This window comes from Albimonas pacifica (assembly GCF_900113695.1).
GTDB lineage: Bacteria > Pseudomonadota > Alphaproteobacteria > Rhodobacterales > Rhodobacteraceae > Albimonas > Albimonas pacifica.
This window is the reverse complement of sequence record NZ_FOQH01000005.1, coordinates 283,420-303,561: the sequence shown is the minus strand read 5'-3', so window position 1 is coordinate 303,561 and position 20,142 is coordinate 283,420. Positions and strand designations below refer to the sequence as shown.

The following is a 20,142-nucleotide window of genomic DNA, read 5'->3' as shown; positions in this document are numbered from 1 at the left end:
GGACGCCGCCGATCGGGCCCCCTCCGATTGCCCTTCCCCGCCCCGCCCGCTACAACGTCCGCACCAAGAACAGAGCGACAGCAGGCAGCCGTTGACCGACGATCAGGAACCGCCCGAGGACGCCCCCGAGACCGGGGGGGAACCGCCTCGCCGATCCAGCTACGACGGCCCCGTGATCGCCGTCGAGGAGGAGATGAAACGCTCCTACCTCGACTACGCCATGTCGGTCATCGTCTCCCGCGCCCTGCCCGACCTGCGCGACGGGCTCAAGCCCGTGCACCGGCGCATCCTCTACGCGATGCACGAGACCGGGAACACGCACGACAAGCCCTATCGCAAGTCCGCCCGCCCCGTCTCGGACGTGATGGGCAAGTATCACCCGCATGGCGACGCGGCGATCTACGACGCGCTGGTCCGGCTCGCGCAGGACTTCTCCATGCGCATGCCGCTCCTCGACGGCCAGGGCAACTTCGGCTCCATGGACGGGGACAAGCCCGCGGCCATGCGCTACACCGAAGTGCGGATGCGCAAGATCGCGCTGTCCATCCTCGACGACATCGAGAAGGACACCGTCGACTTCGTCGCCAACTACGACGGCCAGGACCGCGAGCCGACCGTCCTGCCCGCCCGCTTCCCCAACCTGCTGGTCAACGGCGCCGGCGGCATCGCGGTGGGCATGGCCACCAACATCCCGCCCCACAACCTCGGCGAGGTCATCGACGGCACGCTGGCGCTGATCGACAACCCCGAGCTCGAGATCTCCGATCTCATCGAATACATCCCCGGGCCCGACTTCCCCACCGGCGGCCTGATCCTCGGCCGCGGCGGCGCGCGCAAGGCCTATCACACCGGCAAGGGCTCGGTGCTGATGCGCGCCAAGACCCATATCGAGGAGATCCGAAAGGACCGCTTCGCCATCGTCGTGGACGAGATCCCCTACCAGGTGAACAAGGCCACGATGATCGAGCGCATCGCCGAGCTCGCTCGCGACAAGCGCATCGAGGGCATCTCCTCGGTCGCCGACGAGAGCGACCGGCAGGGCATCCGCGTGGTGGTGGAGCTCAAGCGCGACGCGACCCCGGACGTGGTCCTGAACCAGCTGTTCCGCTACACGCCGCTGCAGACCTCGTTCGGCTGCAACATCCTGGCGCTGAACGGCGGGCGGCCGGAGCAGCTCGATCTCAAGAAGATCCTGACCAGCTTCATCTCCTTCCGCGAGGAAGTGGTGGCGCGCCGGACCGCGTTCGAGCTGCGCAAGGCCCGCGACCGCGCCCATATTCTGTGCGGCCTGGCGGTCGCGGTGTCGAACGTGGACGAGGTGGTGCGGATGATCCGCTCCTCCCCCGACCCGGCCACCGCCCGCGCCCGCCTGATGGAGCGCGACTGGCCCGCCCATGAAATCGCGGACTACATCCGCCTGATCGACGATCCGCTGTTCAAGGTCGCCGACGACGGCACCTACCGGCTGTCCGAGGTGCAGGCCCGCGCCATCCTCGACCTGCGCCTGCAGCGCCTGACCGCCATCGGCGTGCAGGAAGTCACCGACGAGCTGGAGGAGCTGGCCGCCAAGATCCGCGAGTATCTCGAGATCCTGGCCAGCCGCGAGCGGATCCTCGACATCATCCGCACCGAGCTGCGCGAGGTGCAGGAGGCCTTCCCCTCCCCCCGCCGCACCCAGTTCGTGGACTACGACGGCGAGCTCGACGACGAGGACCTGATCGAGCGCGAGGACATGGTCGTCACCATCACCGCGCAGGGCTACATCAAGCGCACGCCGCTGGTGGACTACCGCTCCCAGGCGCGGGGCGGGAAGGGCCTGTCCTCGATGTCCACCAAGGACGAGGACGTGGTGACCACGCTGTTCGTGGCCAACACCCATACCCCGCTGCTGATCTTCACCACCGACGGCATGGTCTACAAGCTCAAGACCTGGCAGCTGCCCTCGGGCGGGCGCGCGGCGCGCGGCAAGGCCATCGTCAACGTGCTGCCGATCTCGCCCGGCACCGGGATCGCGGCGGTGATGCCCGTCGACAAGCCCGAGGCGGAGTGGGAGAACCTGCAGATCGTCTTCGCGACCTCTGCGGGCGACGTGCGGCGCAACGCCCTGTCCGACTTCACCAACGTCATGCGCAACGGCAAGATCGCCATGCGCGTGCCCGAGGGGGTCAGCCTGGTCCGCGCCCATATCTGCGACGAGAGCTTCGACTTCTTCCTGGTCACGGCGATGGGCAAGGCGATCCGCTTCCCCGTGCCGGAGGTCCGCGTCTTCAAGGGCCGCGAGTCGACCGGCGTGCGGGGCATCCGCCTCGCCTCGGGCGACCGCGTGGTCTCGATGGCGGTGCTGCGCCACTTCGAGGCGACGCCGGAGGAGCGGCAGGCCTACATCAAGTGGAAGCGCGCCACCGCCCAGGCCGACGCCGAGGAGCCCGGCGACGAGAGCGACGAGGAGGCCGTGGCCGACGTCGCCATCTCGGCCGAGCGGATCACCGAGATGTCGGCGGCCGAGGAGATCATCCTCACCATCACCGAGCGGGGCCAGGGCAAGCTGAGCTCGTCCATGGACTATCCCACCCGCGGCCGCGGCGGCCAGGGCGTGGGCTGCATGGACAAGGCCCAGCGCGGCGGTCCCATCGCGGCGGCCTTCCCGGTGCAGATGGACGACCAGATCATGCTGGCGACCGACAAGGGCCAGTCGATCCGCTGCCCGGTCAACGGGATCTCGCTGCGCTCGCGCACCGCGGGCGGGGTGAGGGTGCTGAACGCGGCCCCGGACGAGACCGTGGTCTCGGTCGCCTGGATCGCCGAGGCGAACGAGCCCGAGCCCGGCCCCGAGGGCCGCGAAGGCCCCGCCCCCGAAGCGCCCTCCGACGAGGGCTGAGGCCGGCGACCGAGGCCGCGGCCCGATCCCGGCGGCAGGGGCCGGGGGCCGGGCCACCGCCCGGCGCGCCCGACCCTGAAACGGCGGAACGCCGCCCGACCTCGCGGTCGGGCGGCGTTCGTGCGTTCAGGCCCTCGGGGGGGCGGCGGCCGGCCTTGCGGCTCTGGCGAGCCGGGCCTGCGTGCAGGCCCGGCGGCGCCGGGTCAGATGTGACCCAGCAGGACCAGGATGATCACGATCACCAGCACCAGGCCCAGGCCGCCCGAGGGGCCGTAGCCCCAGCCCGCGCTGTAGCCCCAGCGCGGCAGCGCGCCGATGAGGATCAGGATCAGGATGATGATCAGAATAGTGCCGAGCATGGTCGCCTCTCGCTCTGTTCCGCCGGCGTCGGCGCGCAGCGCGCCGGCGGGCGCGCGACGCCGCGCCCGGTCCGGTGGGAAATCCGGTGTCTCGTCGTTCCAGGCGCGCCGCGACGCCAGCCGGTCCTGGGGGACGCGCCCCCCGGGCCGGCTCAAGTCGCGGCGACTGAGGTCAGGTAGCGCGCTTTCCGCGGCGCCAAACGATTGCGGCCGATATTTCACGCATACGGCCGAACCGCCTGAATTCGGCGAAAACGTCCAGTCGCGGCTCCTTGAAAGCGCCGCCTTTTCGGAGATCGGGGGACGGGACGCCCCGGCGCCGGCGTTTCCCGCCAAGGGCCGCCGCGCCGGTGTGAAATAGATCGTTTCGCGCAGGCGCTCTTCCGCCGGGGCTTCGCCGGTGCAAGATACCGCAACGGAAAGCGACCCGACGCGGGCCGCCGCGCTGCGCAAAGGATTGGCGCCATGACTCTCACCCTCCCCTGGCTCGCGCCCGTCGCGCGCGTGCTGCTGGCCTTCATCTTCGTCTACTCGGGCTTCGGCAAGCTGATGGATCCGGCGGGGACCGCCGCCTACATCGAGTACGGCGGCCTGCCCGGCGTGCTCGTCTGGCCGACCATCGTGGTCGAGCTGGCCGGCGGCCTGCTGGTCGCGCTCGGCCTCTTCGCCCGCATCTCGGCGCTGGCGCTGGCGGCCTTCTCGCTGGTGGCCGGCATCCTCTACCACTACCTCCCCGGCCAGGGGATGGAGGGGATGGAGGCGATGAACCAGTCGATCCACTTCATGAAAAACCTCGGCCTCGCCGGCGGGCTGCTGTTCGTGGCCGCGATGGGCCCGGGGCCCTACTCGCTGTCGAAGGGCGGGCTCTGAGACCGCCGTCCGCCCGCGCGGCCGGAAAGGTCGCGCGGGCGCTTCCCTGCGCCGCCCGGGACGTGTAGACCCCGCGCCATGACCCAGACACGCTCCGACATCGCCCCCATCCACGTCATCGGCGGCGGCATGGCCGGCTCCGAGGCCGCCTGGCAGGCCGCCTCGATGGGCGTGCCCGTGGTGCTGCACGAGATGCGCCCCGAGCGCCCCACCGACGCCCACCAGACCGACGGCCTGGCGGAGCTGGTGTGCTCGAACTCCTTCCGCTCGGACGATCACGAGACCAACGCCGTGGGCCTCCTGCACTGGGAGATGCGCCAGGCGGGCGGGCTGATCATCGGGGCGGGCGACCGCAACTCCCTGCCCGCGGGCGGCGCGCTGGCGGTGGACCGGGACGCGTTCTCGGCCGAGGTCACCGCGACGCTGGAGGCCCACCCGCTGGTGACCATCGAGCGGGGCGAGGTTCCGGGCCTGCCGCCGGCGGACTGGGATTCGGTGATCGTCGCGACCGGCCCCCTGACCTCGCCGGCGCTCGCCGACGCGATCCGCGGGCTGACCGGCGACGACGGGCTCGCTTTCTTCGACGCCATCGCGCCCATCGTGCACGCCGAGTCCGTGGACCTGTCGAAAGCCTGGTTCCAGTCGCGCTACGACAAGGGCGAGACGGAGGAGGAGCGCACCGCCTACCTCAACTGCCCGATGAGCCGCGAGCAGTACGAGGCCTTCATCGACGCCCTCCTCGCCGCCCCCAAGACCGAGTTCAAGGAGTGGGAGGGCACCCCCTATTTCGAGGGCTGCCTGCCGATCGAGGTGATGGCCGAGCGCGGCCGCGAGACCCTGCGCTACGGCCCCCTCAAGCCCGTCGGCCTGACCAACCCCCACGACCCGACTGTGAAGCCCCACGCCATCGTGCAGCTTCGCAAGGAGAACGCGCTGGGCACGCTGTTCAACATCGTGGGCTTCCAGACCAAGATGAAATACGCCGCCCAGACCGAGGTGTTCCGGATGATCCCCGGGCTGGAGGAGGCGCGCTTCGCCCGGCTGGGCGGCATCCACCGCAACACCTTCCTCAACTCGCCCCGCCTGCTCGACGGCGCGATGCGCCTGAAGGCCGACCCGCGCCTGCGCTTCGCAGGCCAGGTGACCGGCGTCGAGGGCTATGTCGAGAGCGCGGCCATGGGCCTGCTCGCCGGCCGCCTGGCCGCGGCCGAGCGGCTGGGCGCGCCGCTCGTCGCGCCGCCGCCGACCACGGCCATCGGGGCGCTGCTGAACCACATCACCAGCGGGGCCGAGGCCTCGACCTTCCAGCCGATGAACGTGAACTTCGGCCTGTTCCCGCCGCTGGAGGCGCCCCTGAAGGGCGGCCGCCGGGGCAAGCGCGACCGCGCCCGCGCCTATGCCGAGCGCGCCAAGGACCACTGGCTCGACTGGCTGGGCGCCCGCGCCGCGGCATGAGCGGCCGACCTCGCCAAACATAGTCGAATACCGACATCATTTGACGCATTCGCCCATCCGCCCCATGATCGGGGCGGAGGCGAGATCATGACAGACCCCTACAAGACCGCCGAGACCGAGTTCCCCGACGCCGTCTACGAGCTCGAGGACTCCCAGGCGACCCAGGCGCTCTACCGCGACTGGGCCGACAGCTACGACGCGGACCTGGCCGCGAACGGCTACGCCGGACCCAGCCGCTGCGCCCGGGCGCTGGCGAAATTCGTCGAGGACCGCTCCGCCCCGCTGCTGGACGTGGGCTGCGGCACCGGCCTCTCGGGAGAGGCCTTCGCCGAGGTCGGGTTCACCACGCTCGACGGGGCCGACTTCTCCGACGAGATGCTGGAGGTCGCCGCGCGCAAGGACGTCTATCGGGCGCTGCTGAAGGGCGACGCGGCGCGGCCCCTGCCCGTCGAGCCCGGGGCCTATGCGAACCTCGCGGCGGTGGGGGTGTTCAGCCCCGCCCATGCGCCGCCGGAGCTGATCGACCAGGCGCTGTCGCTGGTGCCCAGGGGCGGCTGCTTCGTGTTCACGCTCAACGAGCATGCCCTGGCCGAGAAGAGCTACGAGGGCCGCCTGCGCGAGGTGATCGACGCCGGCGCCGCGGACCTGCTGTTCAAGGAGCACGGGCCCCACCTGCCCGGCCAGGCGCTGCAGGCGACCGTCTACGTCCTGCAGCGGCGCTGAGCGCCCGCGACCCGGCCCCTGGGCGCGTCCCGACGGCGGGCTTCAGCCCGCGGCGGAGCGATGCGCGCTAGAGACCCCCGAAGAACACCCGCCGCAGCAGCCCGCCGCGGCGCACGAATTCCGACGGCGGCGCCTGGCGGAACACCTCGAAGCCCGGGCGGGCGGCGGGGCGCAGCGTCTCCCCCGCTCGCCAGGCGGCGAGCAGCGCGGGACGGATCTCGGCCGAGGGGCGCAGGGTGCGGGCCTCGGCCAGCTTGGCGAGCCCGTCGGCGGCGATGCCGCGCAGGGCCTCGCGCAGCGGCTCGGGCGTGACCCCTTCGGCGAGCGTGTTGCGGTCGAGCTCGGCCTCGGTCGGGATCGGGTCGCCGCCGCGGGCGTAGAGCGCCGGCAGCGCCCGGATCAGCGCCGCCGCCCCCCCGGCCCAGCCGGCGAGACGCGCGGCCCTGTCGTCGGGCTCCGACATGGCGCCGCCCGCGCAGATCCGCGCGGCGAGGCGCATCAGCGCCCCCGCGGTCCCGTCCACGTAGGCGTCGAACAGCGCCCGGTCCCCGATCGCGGGCCCGTGCGCGTCGTAGGAGCGGGCGTCGAGCAGCGCCTCGAACAGGTCCCGCGGCAGGGCGGCGGCGGAGATCGCCTCGGCCAGCGGCTCCACCACCTCGTGGCGGCGCGGGACGGCGCCGTCGTGGATCTCGGCCAGCGCGTCGCGCCACCATTGCAGGCGGATCTCGCCCAGCATCGGCTCGGAGACCACCGAGGGGATGCGCGCCACCTCCAGGTTGAAGGCGTAGAGCGCGAACAGCCGCGCGGAGGCCGGCGGCGGCGCGAGGCGCGCGGTGGCCCAGCGGTCGCGGTCGTTGTCTCGGACGAGGGATTCGCAGGCGTCGTGGCTCATGCCCCGTCCAGTGGCCCAGCCCGGCGGCGGGCGCAACGGTCCTCGGGCCGGCTCGGACCCCATCCGGGGGGCCAGCGGGACATGGAACGGGCGGCCCCCGGAAGGGCCGCCCTTGGGATCGTCGGCGCGGCCCCGGGCTCAGAACAGGATCTTGGTTCCGGCCACGAAGAACAGCGCGTCGCGCGCGCCGCCCGAGGCGCGGCGGCGGTCGCCGCTCTCGCCGAAGGCCCGCTCGTAGTGGACGCCCACGTAGGGCGAGACCAGCCGGTCCACGAGATCGTAGCTCAGCCGCGCGCCGACCTCGACGATCGGGGCGAAGCCGCCCCGGTCGATGCCGGCGTCGTCCACCAGCGGCAGGGTCGCCTCGATCGAGGGGGTCAGGATCACCCGGTTGGTGATCAGCGCCTCGTAGTCCACCTCCGCCCGCAGGAACGGCTTGTCGGAGAGGTAGGCGTCCGCATCCACCTCGAACCACTGGGGCGCGAGGCCGTGGAAGCCGACGACGCCGTAGACCCGGTCCGGCCCCTCGGGGGTCGAGACCATGATCCCCGCGGTGGCGTCCCAGAAGTCGGCGATCGGGGTGGCGAGGCGCGCCTGCGTCTCCAGCTTCTCGAAGGCGCTCTCCTCCAGCCCGTATTCCGCCTCCGAACGGATCAGGACCTTGAGGTCGTCGTAGCCGGCCGTGAAGTCCGCGCTCCAGGCCAGCAGGTCCTCGTCGCCGGTGCGGAACTCGAACTGCTCGGCGTTGAAGTTCCAGGCGAGCGGCTCGGCCGCCGCCGGACCGGCGAGGGCGATCAGCGCGGCCGGGACGGCCGCGGAGAGGGTCATGCGGCGCATCTCAGCCTCCGTGCGAATGCGAATGGGCGGGGGCCGCGGGGGCGGCCGAGGCCCGCGGCCCGCCCTCGACGATCACCTTGCGGAACATGCCGCCGGCCATGTGGTAGGACAGGTGGCAGTGGAAGGCCCACTCGCCCGGCGCATCCACCTCGGTCTCGGTGTAGACGGTGGTCCCCGGCGCGATCGAGACGGTGTGCTTGATCGGGTCGTACTGGCCCGAACCGGTGTCGAGGATCGTCCACATCCCGTGCAGGTGCATGGGGTGGGTCATCATCGTCTCGTTGACGAACTTGAAGCGGACCCGCTCGCCGTACTGCAGGCGGAGCGGGGGCGCGTCCTCGTATTTCACGCCGTTGATCGACCAGATGTAGCGCTCCATGTTGCCGGTCAGGCGCAGCTCCACCTCCCGCGTGGCCTCGCGGTCGGGGAAGAGGGGGGCGGCGGCCTTCAGGTCCGCGTAGCTGAGGAACTTGCCTCCGTCAGCCGCCGTCGGCGTCAGGCCCGAGCCCGGCGCGTAGAACGGGTCCGAGGCATGGGCCGCGCCCGCCATCGTGGTCCCGTCGGGCATCACGTGGCCGCCTGCGGGCATCGCATGGCCCGCGTGCGCGTCGCCCGCCATGGTCGAGCCGTCGGGCATCACGTGCCCGGCGCCGCCGCCGGCCGCCATGCCGTCGGTCATGTCGCCCATCGCCTTCTCGGCCGCCGAAGAGGCGTTCTCGTCATGCGCGGCGCCGGCCATGGTCGAGCCGTCGGGCATCACGTGGCCGGCGTGGTCCATGCCGGCCATCGAGCCGCCGCCCATGTCCCCGCCGCCCATGTTCCCGTGGACCATGTCGCCGTGGTCCATGCCGTGCATCATGCCCATGTCGGCCATGGTCAGCAGGGGCGAGGGGCGCAGGGGCGGAACCTCGGGCGCGGCGCCGACCTGCCCTTCGGGGGCCAGCGTGCCGCGCACCATGGCGGTGCGGCCCATGGATTCGAACAGGATCGGATAGGCCTCCGCCCGGGTCGGGCGCACGATCACGTCGTAGGTCTCGGCCACCGCGAGGCGCAGCTCGTCCACCGTCACCGGCTGCACGTCCAGCCCGTCGGCGGCGACCACGGTCATCTTCAGCCCCGGGATGCGCACGTCGAAGAAGGTCATCGCCGAGCTGTTGATCAGCCGCAGCCGCACCCGCTGCCCCGGCTCGAAGACGCCGGTCCAGTTGCCGGCCGTGTCCTTGCCGTTGAGCACGGGCGTGAAGCCCTGCACGTCCTCGACGTCGGTGGGCATCATCCGCATGTCGCCCCAGGCCGCGCGATCCGCCAGCGCCGTCCCCAGCCCCTTCTCGGAGGCGTCGGACAGAAGGTCCATCAGCGTGCGCTGCTCGCGGTTGTAGTAGTCGGGGCTGGCCTTGAGGTTGCGCCAGATCCGCTCGCCCCGGTGGGGATGGGCGTCGGCCACCTGCACCACGTAGTCGCGGTCATAGCGGTAGGGTTCGCGCGTCGTCGGCTCGATCACGATCGCCCCGTAGGCGCCGTCCGGCTCCTGGAAATGGGAGTGGGAGTGGAACCAGTAGGTGCCCGCCTGCTCGATGGGGAAGCGGTAGGTGAAGGTCTCGCCCGGCTTGATGCCGGGGAAGCTGATGCCGGGCACGCCGTCCTGGTCGGGGGGCAGGATGATGCCGTGCCAGTGCACCGAGCTCTGTTCGGAGAGGTTGTTGGTCACGCGGATCGTCACCTCCTCCCCCTCCTGGAAGCGCAGCACCGTGGGCTCGGTCGAGCCGTTGAAGCCCACGCCCATGCGGGAGAAGTCGGCGGTCTCGACCCGCACCGGGTCGATGGTCAGCGCGTAGTCGCCGGCGAAGGCCGTGGCGGCGGGAAGGCCGAGCACGGGCGCCAGCGCCAGCGCGCGCAGGGTCGCGTTGAAGCTCATCGCGAAGATCCTCGTCTGGAGGGGGACGGCGCGGCCGCAGGCGGCCGCGCCGGGGCCCCGGACGCGGGGTCCGGGGCTCTGCGTCCGGGGTCGGGCCTCAGTGGCCGGGGGCGTGGAACATGCCCACCATGCCGGCGCCGGCATGGCCGGGCACGCCGCAGGCGAACTCGACCGGCTCGCCCATGTGGGCGGGGAAGGTCCACACCAGCTCGGCGGTCTTGCCCGGCGCCACCAGCACCGTGTTCGACATGTCGTGCATGCCGTGGCCCATCGAGGCCTGCATCGCCTTGGCCGCGGCCATGTCCATGCCGGTCGGCTTCAGCACCCCGTGGTCGGCGAGCATCTGCATCTCGGCCTGGTGCGCCTCGTGCATGGCCATGGTGCCGATCCCGAACTCGTGCGCCAGGGCGCCGGCGTTGCGGATGCGGAAGCGGATCGTCTCGCCGGGGGCGACGTCGACGCTCTCGGGCTCGTAGAAGGTGTCGTCGAGCACGATCTCGACGGTGCGCGCGGGCGTGCCGCCGGCCATGCCGGCGGGCGAGGCCCCGTGGCCCCCATGGGCGCCGGCGGCGAGCGCCGGGGCGGCCGAGGCGAGGAGAAGCGCCGCGGCCAGGCCGCGCGCGGAAGTCAGGACGGTCATTGTGAAAAGCTCCGATCGATCACGAAGGAGCGCACGGCCGGGCGGCCGGGCGCGGGTCGGCGTCGTGAGGGATCAGGCTCGCGGAGGCGGCGGGTCGGCGGGTCGGCGGCGAGGCTGCGCGCGTGCACCTCGGCCGGGGGCTGGCAGGGCGGCGCGCTGCGCCCCGTCTGCGCCGCGACGAACGCCGCGGGCGCCGGCGGCTCGATCGCCGCGCAATGGCTGGCGGTCATGGCGCAGTCGGCATGGGCGGCGTGCGGGGCCGGCGCCTCGTCCGGCGCGACGGGCGCCGGCGCGCCGTGAGCGGCATGCGCGCCGTGGCCGGCATGAACCGTCGCCTCGACCCGGGCGCGGTCCGCCTCGAGGCTGCGCCCGGCCGAGGCGAACGACGGCCCGCCGCCCGCGCACCACAGCGCGAGCAGCGTCAGGCAGACCGAAAGCAGGCGGGCCAGCGCGAACATGCGCAGACAATCCCGGGTCGCGGGCCCGGCGACAAGTCCCGTTCTCGTGATCGCGACCGAGACCGAGGGTCGCGGCCGGCGCCCCCGCCCGGCGGACGGCGCGCCGGATCGCGCGATCCCACCGGACCGCCCCTTGACGCCCCCCCGGGAAAACCCTATCCCCACGCTCGGATGGCGACGTGGCGGAGTGGTTACGCAGCGGATTGCAAATCCGTGCACACCGGTTCGATTCCGGTCGTCGCCTCCATCCAACCCCTTGAAATCTCCGGCCGCCCCGCGCGGCTCGCCCCTGTCGGCGGGCCGGGCCGACGCGCGCCTGCCGCCCCAGTCCGCGCCCGCGCCATTCCCTTGGCGCGCCGCCACGCTATCTGCCGCCCGGCGGCTGACGGAGGAGGCGAGGGGTGCGCAGATCCCTGATCATCGGGGCGTCGGGAGGCGTCGGAGGCGCGCTCGTGCGGGCGCTGGAGGCGCGGGGCGACGCGGTCACGGGCCTGTCGCGCAGCGCCGACGGGCTGGACCTGGCCGACCCCGCCTCGGTCGAGCGGGTGATGGCGCGCCAGGAGGGGCCCTTCGACCTCCTGCTCGTCGCCACCGGCATCCTCGCGCCGAAGGGCGGCGCGCCGGAGAAGGCGCTCGCCCAGATCGAGGCCGCGGCGCTGGCCGAGCTCTTCGCGGTCAACGCCATCGGCCCGGCGCTGATCCTGCGCCACGCGCCGCGGCTGCTGCCGCGGCGGGGGCGCGCCACGCTCGGCGTGCTGACGGCGCGGGTCGGCTCGATCGGCGACAACGGGCTGGGCGGCTGGCACGGCTACCGCGCCTCGAAGGCGGCGGCGAACCAGATCGTGAAGGGCGCGGCGATCGAGCTCGCCCGCACCCATCCCGGCTGCACGGTGGTCGCCCTGCACCCGGGCACGGTCGAGACCCCCTTCACCGCCGCCTATCCCGGCCGCGACAAGGTCTCGCCCGAGCGGGCGGCGGAGAACCTGCTGCGAGTCATCGACGGGCTGACCCCGGCCGACACCGGCCGCTTCCTCGACTGGGCCGGCGAGGAGATCCCGTGGTGAGCCGCCGCCCGGCGCTGGCGCTGGTGCTGGGCGACCAGCTCACGCCCGACCTCTCGGCCCTGCGTGCCGCGGACCGGGAGCGCGACCGCGTGGTGATGGCCGAGGTCGCGTCGGAGGCGACCTACGTCGCCCACCACCCAAAGAAGATCGCCCTGATCTTCGCGGCCATGCGCAAGTTCGCCGCCCGGCTGCGCGAGGCGGGATGGCAGGTGGACTACACCACGCTCGACGACCCGGAGAACGCGGGCTCGATTCCCGGCGAGCTGCTGCGCCGGGCGGAAGAGACCGGCGCCCGGCAGGTCATCGCCACGCGCCCCGGCGAATGGCGGCTGATCGCGGCGCTGGAGGACCTGCCGCTGGAGGTCACGCTGCACGAGGACGACCGCTTCATCGCCTCCCACGCGACGTTCGACCGTTGGGCCAAGGGGCGCAAGTCGCTGCGAATGGAGCATTTCTATCGCGAGATGCGCCGCGCCACCGGGTTGCTGATGGAGGGCGACGCGCCCGCCGGCGGCCAGTGGAACTACGACCACGACAACCGCAAGCCGCCCCGCGACGACCTGTTCCTACCCGAGCCCCTGCGCTTCGAGCCCGACGAGACCGTGGCCGGGGCGCTCGACCTGGTCGAGGCCCGCTTCCCCGACAATTTCGGCGCCCTGCGCCCCTTCGCCTTCGCCACCGACCCCGAGCAGGCCGAGGCGGCGCTGGCGCATTTCCTCAAGGAGGCCCTGCCCCGCTTCGGCGACTACCAGGACGCGATGCTCGCCGGGCGGCGGTTCCTCTACCACGCGGTGATCTCGGCCTATCTCAACATCGGCCTGCTGGACCCGCTGGAGGTCTGCCGGCGGGCCGAGGCGGAATGGACCGCCGGCCGCGCGCCGCTGAACGCGGTCGAGGGCTTCGTCCGCCAGATCCTCGGCTGGCGCGAATACGTGCGCGGGATCTACTTCCGCGAGGGGCCGGGCTACGCCGCGCGCAACGACCTCGGCCACAAGCGCGACCTGCCGCCCCTCTACTGGGGGGCGGGGACGCGCATGGCCTGCCTCGCCGAGGCCGTGGGCCAGACGCGGGAGGAGGCCTACGCCCACCACATCCAGCGCCTGATGGTCACCGGCAATTTCGCGCTGCTGGCGGGCGTCGACCCGGCGCAGGTGCACGAGTGGTACCTCGCCGTCTACATCGACGCCTTCGAGTGGGTCGAGGCCCCCAATACCGTGGGCATGAGCCAGTTCGCCGACGGCGGGCTGGTCGCCTCGAAGCCCTACGTCTCCTCGGGCGCCTACATCGACCGGATGTCGGACTACTGCGGCGGCTGCAGCTATGACGTGAAGACCAGGGTCGGCGAGGGCGCCTGCCCGTTCAACCTGCTCTACTGGCGCTTCCTCGACCGCCACCGCGCGCGGTTCGAGGGCAATCCGCGCATGGGCGCGATGTACCGGACCTGGGAGCGGATGGACGCCGGCAGGCGCCGCGCGATCCTGGAGCAGGCGGACGCGTTCCTCGCCCGGATGGAGGCCGACGAGACGGTCTGACCCCTGCCCGTCCCTGGACCAGAAAGGGCCGCCCCGGGGGGCGGCCCTTTCGGCGCTCGACGGTTCGGGCCGGGCTCAGAGGAAGCCGAAGTCGCTCGCCTCGAGGTCGGCCGCGACCGTGCCCTCGAGCAGGACCGAGCGCTCGTCGGTCAGCGCGATCAGCACGCCGTCGTCGGTGTCCTCCATCAGCGCGCGCAGGGCCGCGAAGCCGCCGACGTCGACGCGGCTGAACACCACCCGGTCGCCCTGCGAGGCGTCGAAGTCGGCGACCACGTCGTCGCCCGAGCCCTCGACGAACACGAAGCGGTCCGGGCCGCGGCCGCCCTTCATCCAGTCGTCGCCGTCGCCGCCGTAGAGCCGGTCGGCGCCCTTGCCGCCATAGAGGCGGTCGTCGCCCTCGCCGCCGTAGAGCCGGTCGCGCCAGGCGTTGCCGCGCAGCACGTCCTCGCCCTCCTCGCCGTAGAGCCAGTCCTTGGCGCCGCCGCCCAGCAGCGCGTCGTCGCCCGCGCCGCCATGGGCCTGGTCCTGCAGGTCGCCGCCGGTGAAGCGGTCGGCCGCCTCGCCGCCCTCGAAGTTCAGCGAGTAGCCCGACAGCAGCGCCATGATCGCGTCCGCGTCGCCGTCCTGGGCGGCGGAATAGAGCGCGTAGGTCGCGTTGGTCTCCGCGTCGGCGCCCGCGCCCGGCTCGGCCGAGACGTCGAGGCCCGAGATGGTCAGCGCCGCCGCGAGGCCGGTCACCTCGCCCTCGGGGCCCGTGCCCTCCTCGCCGGTGGTGCCCTCGACCCAGTCGCCGAACACGATCTGGTCGACGGAGCCGGAGATGCCGTGCCCGAAGGCGGGGCCGTTGTGGATGAAGTCGTAGGCGAGGTCGGCCCCCTGCAGGAGGACCGAGGCGGGCGAGGCCTCCTCGGTCTCCGCGTCGTCGTAGGAGACGAGCACCTGGGAGCCGTTGAGGTAGTAGGTGCCGCCGAAGGCGCTGTCGGGCGTGCCGCCGTAGAAGGCGGTCGAGCCGTTGACGAGGGCCGCGAAATACTCGGCGATGTAGGTGTTGAAATTCACGCCGCCCGCTGCGGTGGCGTCGATGGTGACGTAGTCGGTTCTGGCCATGAAGGCGCCCCTTGTCCCGGCCGATCCCGGGAGGATCGGCGCGCGTGTCGCAAGACCTGATGGAGATCGGGTCGTCTGCTGGCTGGCTGGCGGGGTCCCGGGGCGGGACGGCTGCAGTGCGGGCTTCGACCGTAGGGATTGGTTATCCAAGCGCAGGCCGCGATGCAATGGCGGACAGGGCCGGCGCCGCCCCCGTGCGCGATCGTTCCCGGGCGAGGAACGACGCGTCGCGATTCCGGAGGCTTGTCCCGCGTCGTGGAGCGGTTAGGTGTTGGGGCTCAGACACCGTCTTCCGGAAGGACCCGACATGCTGCGTCTCGGCGTCGTCACCGCCTCCACCCGCCCTGGCCGCATCGGTCCCTCGATCGCGGCCTGGGTCGCGGAAGAGGCCCGCGCCCACGGCAAGTTCGAGGTGTCGGAGGTCGACATCGCCGACTTCGACCTGCCCGTCTACGACGAGCCCAAGCATCCGCGCATGCAGGACTACCAGAACGCGCACACGCAGAAGTGGGCCGCGGCGATCGACGCCGCCGACGCCTTCGTCTTCGTGACGCCGGAGTACAACTACGGCCCCACCCCGGCGCTGCTGAACGCCTTCACCTACCTCGCCAAGGAATGGGGCCGGAAGGTCTGCGCCTTCGCCTCCTACGGCGGCGTCTCGGGCGGCATCCGCGGCGTGCAGGCGATCAAGCCGATCTTCGCCACCGCCAACATGATGTGCCTCGCCCAGCAGGTGACGATCCCCTTCGTCTTCGGCCAGCTCGAGGAGGGGAGCTTCACCCCCTCCGACCCCAACAAGGAGGCCGTGGGCCCGATGCTGGACGAGCTCGCCGCCTGGGCGGGCGCGCTGAAGTCGATCCGCTGATCCCGGCCCGCGGGCGGCCCCGGCGGCCGCCCGCGCTGGAAAAGTCGGCCCGGGACGGCTAGGAGGGCGCGACCCCGCGCCCGCGCGCGCCCCCAGCAGGCGCGCCGAGCGGCGCATCGCCAGGACCGACCCGGACCCGTGACCGAACCTGCCTCCACGCCCCCCCGCGCCCCCGATCCGCTTCGCCCCGACGCCGTGATGGCGCCGCCGAAGACGGCGGAGGAGGCGAAGCGCCAGGCCCGCCGCCTGCGCGCCCAGGACCGCTGGGAAAGCGCGCTCGAGAGCCGGGGCGCCCGCCTGCGCGCCTGGCTCGACATGCTGTTCGCCGATCACGGCGCGATCCGTGCGCTCTACCTCAACCTGCATCCCGTGGGAGGGGAGGCGTTCCGCGCCGCCCAGCCCCTGCCCGGCCAGATCGCCCGCCTCGCGCGGCGCGAAGGGCTGCGCGCCGTGATCTCGCTGCGCGGCGGGGTGCTGCACGGCTCCTACCCGCTGGAGCGCGAGGTCTGCGAGCGCGAGGGCCTGGTCTTCACCCGCGCGGTCCTGCGCTCGCGCGGGCTGCCCAGCCGGGAGGAGTTCGCCGCGATCGAGACGCTGATCCGCGAGACGCCGACCCCGGTCCTGTTCCACTGCAAGTCGGGCGCCGACCGCGCGGGCTTCATGGCCGCGCTGTGGATGGTGCTGCGCGAAGGCAGGACGGCGGCCGAGGCCTCGGATCAGCTCTCGCTGCGCTTCGGGCATCTTTCGCGCGGGCCGACGGGGGTGCTGGACCGGTTCTTCGCGGAGGCCGCCGCCGCCGAGGCCCGCGGCACGCCCTTCCGCGACTGGGTCGAGACGGAATACGACCGCGAGGCCATCGAGGCCGCCCACCGCGCGCGCGCCAAGCGGAGCTGGCTGTCGCGGGCCGCGGGCTGGATCACCGACCGGCTGCTGCGGCGGGAGTGAGCCCCGCTCAGCCCGGCTCGCCGCCGCGCCGCACCAGCTCGGCGTCGAGCGTGGGGCCCATCATCGCCGCCTCGGCCCGCACGCTGATCGGATCCTCCGGCAGGAACCAGTGGAAGCCGAACAGCGTCGCCTCGCGCGCCGACAGGCGCACCTCGACCGCCGCCCGGTCGCTGAGCGAGACGCTGATCGAGAGATCCTCGGGCGCGCGGCCCTGCAGTTCGCGCTGCACCATGGCCGCGGCCTCGGGCGCATCCACCCGCCCCATGCCGAGCGCCACCGCGGCGCGGGAGGCGGCGACGCGCAGGTCGGCCTCCGCCCGCAGCGCCACCGCGTAGTCGGTCAGGGTCAGCGCCGCCACCAGCAGCGCCGGCGCCCAGAGCGCGGTCTCGGCCTTGGCGATCGTGCGCAGCAGCCCGCGCAGGCGCTGCGGCCCGAAGGCGGCGAGGCGGCCCTGGGGCGCGCTCATCTCGGACGGCGGAGGTCGGGGGAGGTCCGGCGGGCGGAAGGAGTCGGCGCCACGACGTCTCCCCACGCCGTGACGCCTGGAATCGACCCCTGGTCGAAACCCCTCTCCACCGATGCGGAACGGGCGGGCCCGGTCCGCGCGGCGTCTTCGGCGATGCGAGGGGGACGGCCGCCGGCCGTCGCGTCGAGCGCGTCTCGATCCATGCTTCCCCCCCTCCCGCGGCGCTCTCTCCAGTCCGCCGCGGCTTGCGTCGCGTCATCTCGACCCGGACGTAACATGAATGAAAAATGAAGGGCAAGCTGTATTTTCGTTCATACCGCTCGCGTCCCGCGGGCGCGGGTCCGGGCGACGGCGCCCGCAGACGACGGCGCCCGGGGCCCATCGGGCGCCGGGCGCGGGATTGCTGGCGAGGCGGGCGCGCCCGCCGGTCGCGGCGGGCGGCGCGGATCAGAACGGCAGCTTCATGCCCGGGGGCAGCGGCAGGCCCTCGGCGGCCTTGGCCATCTCGGCCTGGGCGGCCTCGGCGGCGCGCTCCTGGGCGGTCTTGATCGCGGCGACGACCAGGTCCTCGACCGCCTCGCGGTCCTCGGGCACGAACAGGGTGGGGTCGATCGCGAGACGCTTCAGCTCGCCCTTGCCCGAGACCCAGGCCTTGACCAGGCCCGCACCCGCCTCGCCCTCGACTTCCAGCGCCTCGACCGCGGCCTGGGCCTCGGCCATCTTCGCCTGGAACTCCTGGGCCTTGGCCATCATCTTGGCCATGTCGCCGAGGTTGCCTAGACCTTTCAGCATGATCTCGTCCTTTCTGCGGACGGCGAGGCGCCTGCGCCCGCCTGTCTTCACGGTGTCTTCGGCCGGGGGACGCCGCCGGGGGCGGTCGACGGGATCAGTCGCCGTCGAAGGCGTCCACCGGCTCCCATCCATCCCAGTCCTCGTCCTCGGGGGTCTCCTCCCATTCGGGCGCGGACTGAGTTTCTTCGGGCTCGGCCGCGGCCCCGAAGGCGCGGGTGGCCATGATCTCGGCGCCGGGGAAGGCGGCGATGGCGGCGGCGACCAGCGGATGCTCCTTGAGCCGCGCGTGCAGGTCGTCGCGCTCGGCGTCCTGGCGCTCGCGCGCCGTGGGGGCGCCGCCGGAGCTCTCGACCGCCACCATCCAGCGCGAGCCGGTCCAGGCCATCAGCCGCTGGGCGAGGTCGGAGGCGAGGCTCTCTGGCGCGTCGTGCGCGGGTTCGAAGACGATGCGCCCGGGCTGGTAGGAGACGAGGCGCACATGCGCCTCCAGCTCCACCAGAAGGCGGGCGTCGCGCTTGTCGCGCACCAGCTCGAGCACCGACTCGAAGGTGGTCAGGGCCGCCACCGCCTCGGGCAGCGGCGGCGCCTCGCGGCGCGCGACCGAGGGCGTGGCGGCGGCGAGCGTCGGGCGAGGCGCGGCCGCGGCCTGGGGCGCGTGGGCCGGCGCGGGCCCGCCGTTCACCGCCTGGCGCATCTGCCCGCCCTGCCCGCCCGAGGCATGGCCCCCGCCCCCGCCCCCGCCGGGCGCCGGCGCGCCGCCGGCGGGACCGGCGGGCGCGCCGCCCTGTTCGGTCAGGCGGCGGACCAGATCCTCGGGGCTCGGCAGGTCGGCGACGTGGGTCAGGCGGATGATCGCCATCTCGGCGGCCATCATCGGGTTGGGGGCGCCGGCGGCCTCCTCCATCGCCTTGAGCAGCATCTGCCAGGCGCGGGCCAGCGGCCGCAGCCCCAGCCGGGCGGCGAAGTCGCGGGCGCGGGCCTGGGCCTCGGGGCCGGCGGTGGGGTCCTCGGCCGCCTCCGGCGTGACCTTGGCGATGGAGATCCAGTGGGTGACCTCGGCGAGATCGCGTAGCACCGCCAGCGGATCGGCGCCGGCGGCATATTGTTCCGACAACTCCGCCAGGGCGGCCGCGCAGTCGCCCTTCATCACCGCCTCGAACAGGTCCAGCACCCGGCCGCGGTCGGCGAGGCCCAGCATGGCCCGCACCTCCTCGGCCGAGGTCTCCCCCGCCCCGTGCGCGATCGCCTGGTCCAGCAGGCTGAGCGCGTCGCGCACCGAGCCCTCGGCCGCCCGCGCGATCAGGGCCAGCGCGTCCTCGGCGACGGAGGCGTTCTCCATCCCGCAGATCTTCGCGAGATGGGCGATCATCACCTCCGGCTCGATCCGGCGCAGGTCGAAGCGCTGGCAGCGGCTGAGCACCGTGACGGGGACCTTGCGGATCTCGGTGGTGGCGAAGATGAACTTCACATGCTCGGGCGGCTCCTCCAGCGTCTTGAGCAGCGCGTTGAACGCGCTGGTCGAGAGCATGTGGACCTCGTCGATGATGTAGACCTTGTAGCGCGCGGAGGCGGCCCGATAGCGCACCGAGTCGATGATCTCGCGCACGTCCCCCACGCCGGTGCGCGAGGCGGCGTCCATCTCCAGCACGTCGACATGGCGGGATTCGGCGATGGCCCGGCAGGGCTCGCAGACGCCGCAGGGGGCGACGGTGGGGCCGCCCTGCCCGTCGGGCCCGATGCAGTTCAGGCCCTTGGCGACGATGCGCGCGGTGGTGGTCTTGCCGACGCCGCGCACGCCGGTGAGGACGAAGGCATGGGCGATGCGGTCGGTCTCGAAGGCGTTGCGCAGGGTGCGCACCATCGCCTCCTGGCCGATCAGGTCGGCGAAGGTCTGCGGGCGATGCTTGCGCGCCAGCACCTGGTAGGCGGCGCCCTCATGGCCGGGCGTCTGGGTCGGTGGGGCGGCGTCGTCGGCCATGCGCTCCCTCTCGGCGGGGTCTGCGGATCCTCGCCCGGCGCGGGGACGCGCCGGCGGGCGGGGCGGACCCGCGGGCCAGAGGGTAAGGAGCCCGCCTGCCCGCCGCAAGGCGCCGCGGGGCGGCGGGCGCGGCCCGCGAAAAACGAAAGCCGCCCCGGGGAGGGGCGGCTTTGCGAGGGTGAGAGGCTGAACGCGACCCAAGCGGGACTCGTTACGGCTGCTTCCTTCCGGACCTGACCGGGTTGGCGAGGCGCTCGCCCACGCCAACCTCTCGACCCGCCAGATACGCGCCCCGCGCCCCCGTTTCAACCCCCTCGCACGCCCCTCCGGCCCGGCCTCCCGCCTCGCCCGGCACGCCTCTCCCTC

Annotated in this window: 18 protein-coding genes, 1 tRNA gene and 1 other RNA gene; 9 read left to right on the top strand and 11 right to left on the bottom strand. The window is 73.0% G+C overall.

The features are described 5' to 3' along the window. The first annotated feature begins 91 nt into the window (after positions 1-91). Positions 92-2,878 carry a DNA gyrase subunit A gene (gene gyrA, locus BM064_RS12505; protein ID WP_092860114.1) on the top strand — a complete coding sequence of 929 codons (2,787 nt, stop codon included), beginning with the start codon at positions 92-94 and terminating at the stop codon, positions 2,876-2,878. Between the two features lie 203 nt (positions 2,879-3,081). On the opposite strand, the gene BM064_RS12500 is transcribed toward gyrA, so the two are convergent. Further along, entirely contained in the window at positions 3,082-3,237 is a 156-nt protein-coding gene (locus BM064_RS12500) for a DUF3309 family protein (RefSeq protein WP_092860113.1), read from the bottom strand. Positions 3,238-3,702: 465 nt separating this feature from the next. On the opposite strand from BM064_RS12500, the gene BM064_RS12495 reads away from it, so the two are divergent. From BM064_RS12495 to BM064_RS12485, 3 genes are all read left to right on the top strand, one after another. Continuing rightward, positions 3,703-4,107, top strand: coding sequence for a DoxX family protein (locus tag BM064_RS12495; RefSeq protein WP_092860112.1), 405 nt, complete (start codon positions 3,703-3,705; stop codon positions 4,105-4,107). 78 nt (positions 4,108-4,185) lie between these two features. Then, positions 4,186-5,562 carry a methylenetetrahydrofolate--tRNA-(uracil(54)-C(5))-methyltransferase (FADH(2)-oxidizing) TrmFO gene (gene trmFO / locus BM064_RS12490; protein ID WP_092860111.1) on the top strand — a complete coding sequence of 459 codons (1,377 nt, stop codon included), beginning with the start codon at positions 4,186-4,188 and terminating at the stop codon, positions 5,560-5,562. A gap of 87 nt (positions 5,563-5,649) precedes the next feature. Then, entirely contained in the window at positions 5,650-6,285 is a 636-nt protein-coding gene (locus BM064_RS12485; RefSeq protein WP_092860110.1) for a class I SAM-dependent DNA methyltransferase, read from the top strand. A gap of 67 nt (positions 6,286-6,352) precedes the next feature. On the opposite strand, the gene BM064_RS12480 is transcribed toward BM064_RS12485, so the two are convergent. The 5 genes from BM064_RS12480 to BM064_RS12460 form a co-directional block, all read right to left on the bottom strand. Next, positions 6,353-7,177, bottom strand: coding sequence for a phytoene/squalene synthase family protein (locus BM064_RS12480; protein ID WP_177236234.1), 825 nt, complete (start codon positions 7,175-7,177; stop codon positions 6,353-6,355). Positions 7,178-7,315: 138 nt separating this feature from the next. Further along, complete coding sequence (locus BM064_RS12475) at positions 7,316-8,014, bottom strand: copper resistance protein B (RefSeq protein WP_245779137.1); 699 nt, start codon at positions 8,012-8,014, stop codon at positions 7,316-7,318. A gap of 1 nt (position 8,015) precedes the next feature. Continuing rightward, positions 8,016-9,929 carry a copper resistance system multicopper oxidase gene (locus BM064_RS12470; RefSeq protein ID WP_092860108.1) on the bottom strand — a complete coding sequence of 638 codons (1,914 nt, stop codon included), beginning with the start codon at positions 9,927-9,929 and terminating at the stop codon, positions 8,016-8,018. Between the two features lie 97 nt (positions 9,930-10,026). Then, positions 10,027-10,569, bottom strand: coding sequence for a plastocyanin/azurin family copper-binding protein (locus BM064_RS12465; RefSeq protein ID WP_092860107.1), 543 nt, complete (start codon positions 10,567-10,569; stop codon positions 10,027-10,029). Continuing rightward, positions 10,566-11,027: a hypothetical protein gene (locus BM064_RS12460; protein ID WP_092860106.1), complete on the bottom strand. Its 462-nt coding sequence runs from the start codon at positions 11,025-11,027 to the stop codon at positions 10,566-10,568. Before BM064_RS12460 ends, BM064_RS12465 begins: the two co-directional genes overlap by 4 nt. A gap of 173 nt (positions 11,028-11,200) precedes the next feature. On the opposite strand from BM064_RS12460, the gene BM064_RS12455 reads away from it, so the two are divergent. From BM064_RS12455 to BM064_RS12445, 3 genes are all read left to right on the top strand, one after another. Next, positions 11,201-11,274 (top strand) — tRNA-Cys (locus BM064_RS12455). 154 nt (positions 11,275-11,428) lie between these two features. After that, the gene (locus BM064_RS12450) at positions 11,429-12,091 is read left to right on the top strand and encodes an SDR family NAD(P)-dependent oxidoreductase (RefSeq protein ID WP_092860105.1); all 663 of its coding nucleotides are present in this window, start codon (positions 11,429-11,431) and stop codon (positions 12,089-12,091) included. Then, positions 12,088-13,623 (top strand): cryptochrome/photolyase family protein, encoded by a 1,536-nt coding sequence (locus BM064_RS12445; RefSeq protein WP_425426163.1) that lies wholly within the window; start codon positions 12,088-12,090, stop codon positions 13,621-13,623. The genes BM064_RS12450 and BM064_RS12445 overlap by 4 nt, the downstream gene beginning before the upstream one ends. A 75-nt stretch (positions 13,624-13,698) precedes the next feature. Here BM064_RS12445 and BM064_RS12440 read toward each other — a convergent pair whose 3' ends face one another. Continuing rightward, on the bottom strand, positions 13,699-14,730 hold the full coding sequence (locus BM064_RS12440) for a calcium-binding protein (protein WP_092860103.1): 1,032 nt from the start codon (positions 14,728-14,730) through the stop codon (positions 13,699-13,701). Between the two features lie 307 nt (positions 14,731-15,037). Between BM064_RS12440 and BM064_RS12435 the strand changes: the two genes are divergently transcribed. Continuing rightward, positions 15,038-15,595, top strand: a complete 558-nt coding sequence (locus BM064_RS12435) for an NADPH-dependent FMN reductase (protein ID WP_092860102.1) — start codon at positions 15,038-15,040, stop codon at positions 15,593-15,595. Between the two features lie 138 nt (positions 15,596-15,733). Beyond that, positions 15,734-16,540 (top strand): tyrosine-protein phosphatase, encoded by an 807-nt coding sequence (locus BM064_RS12430; RefSeq protein WP_143103317.1) that lies wholly within the window; start codon positions 15,734-15,736, stop codon positions 16,538-16,540. Between the two features lie 7 nt (positions 16,541-16,547). Here BM064_RS12430 and BM064_RS12425 read toward each other — a convergent pair whose 3' ends face one another. The 4 genes from BM064_RS12425 to ffs form a co-directional block, all read right to left on the bottom strand. After that, the gene (locus BM064_RS12425; protein ID WP_092860100.1) at positions 16,548-17,006 is read right to left on the bottom strand and encodes a hypothetical protein; all 459 of its coding nucleotides are present in this window, start codon (positions 17,004-17,006) and stop codon (positions 16,548-16,550) included. A gap of 447 nt (positions 17,007-17,453) precedes the next feature. After that, positions 17,454-17,798 carry a YbaB/EbfC family nucleoid-associated protein gene (locus BM064_RS12420; protein ID WP_092860099.1) on the bottom strand — a complete coding sequence of 115 codons (345 nt, stop codon included), beginning with the start codon at positions 17,796-17,798 and terminating at the stop codon, positions 17,454-17,456. Between the two features lie 94 nt (positions 17,799-17,892). Beyond that, positions 17,893-19,776 carry a DNA polymerase III subunit gamma/tau gene (locus BM064_RS12415; RefSeq protein ID WP_092860098.1) on the bottom strand — a complete coding sequence of 628 codons (1,884 nt, stop codon included), beginning with the start codon at positions 19,774-19,776 and terminating at the stop codon, positions 17,893-17,895. Positions 19,777-19,953: 177 nt separating this feature from the next. Continuing rightward, positions 19,954-20,049: signal recognition particle sRNA small type (gene ffs, locus BM064_RS12410), an RNA gene on the bottom strand. Positions 20,050-20,142 lie beyond the last annotated feature (93 nt).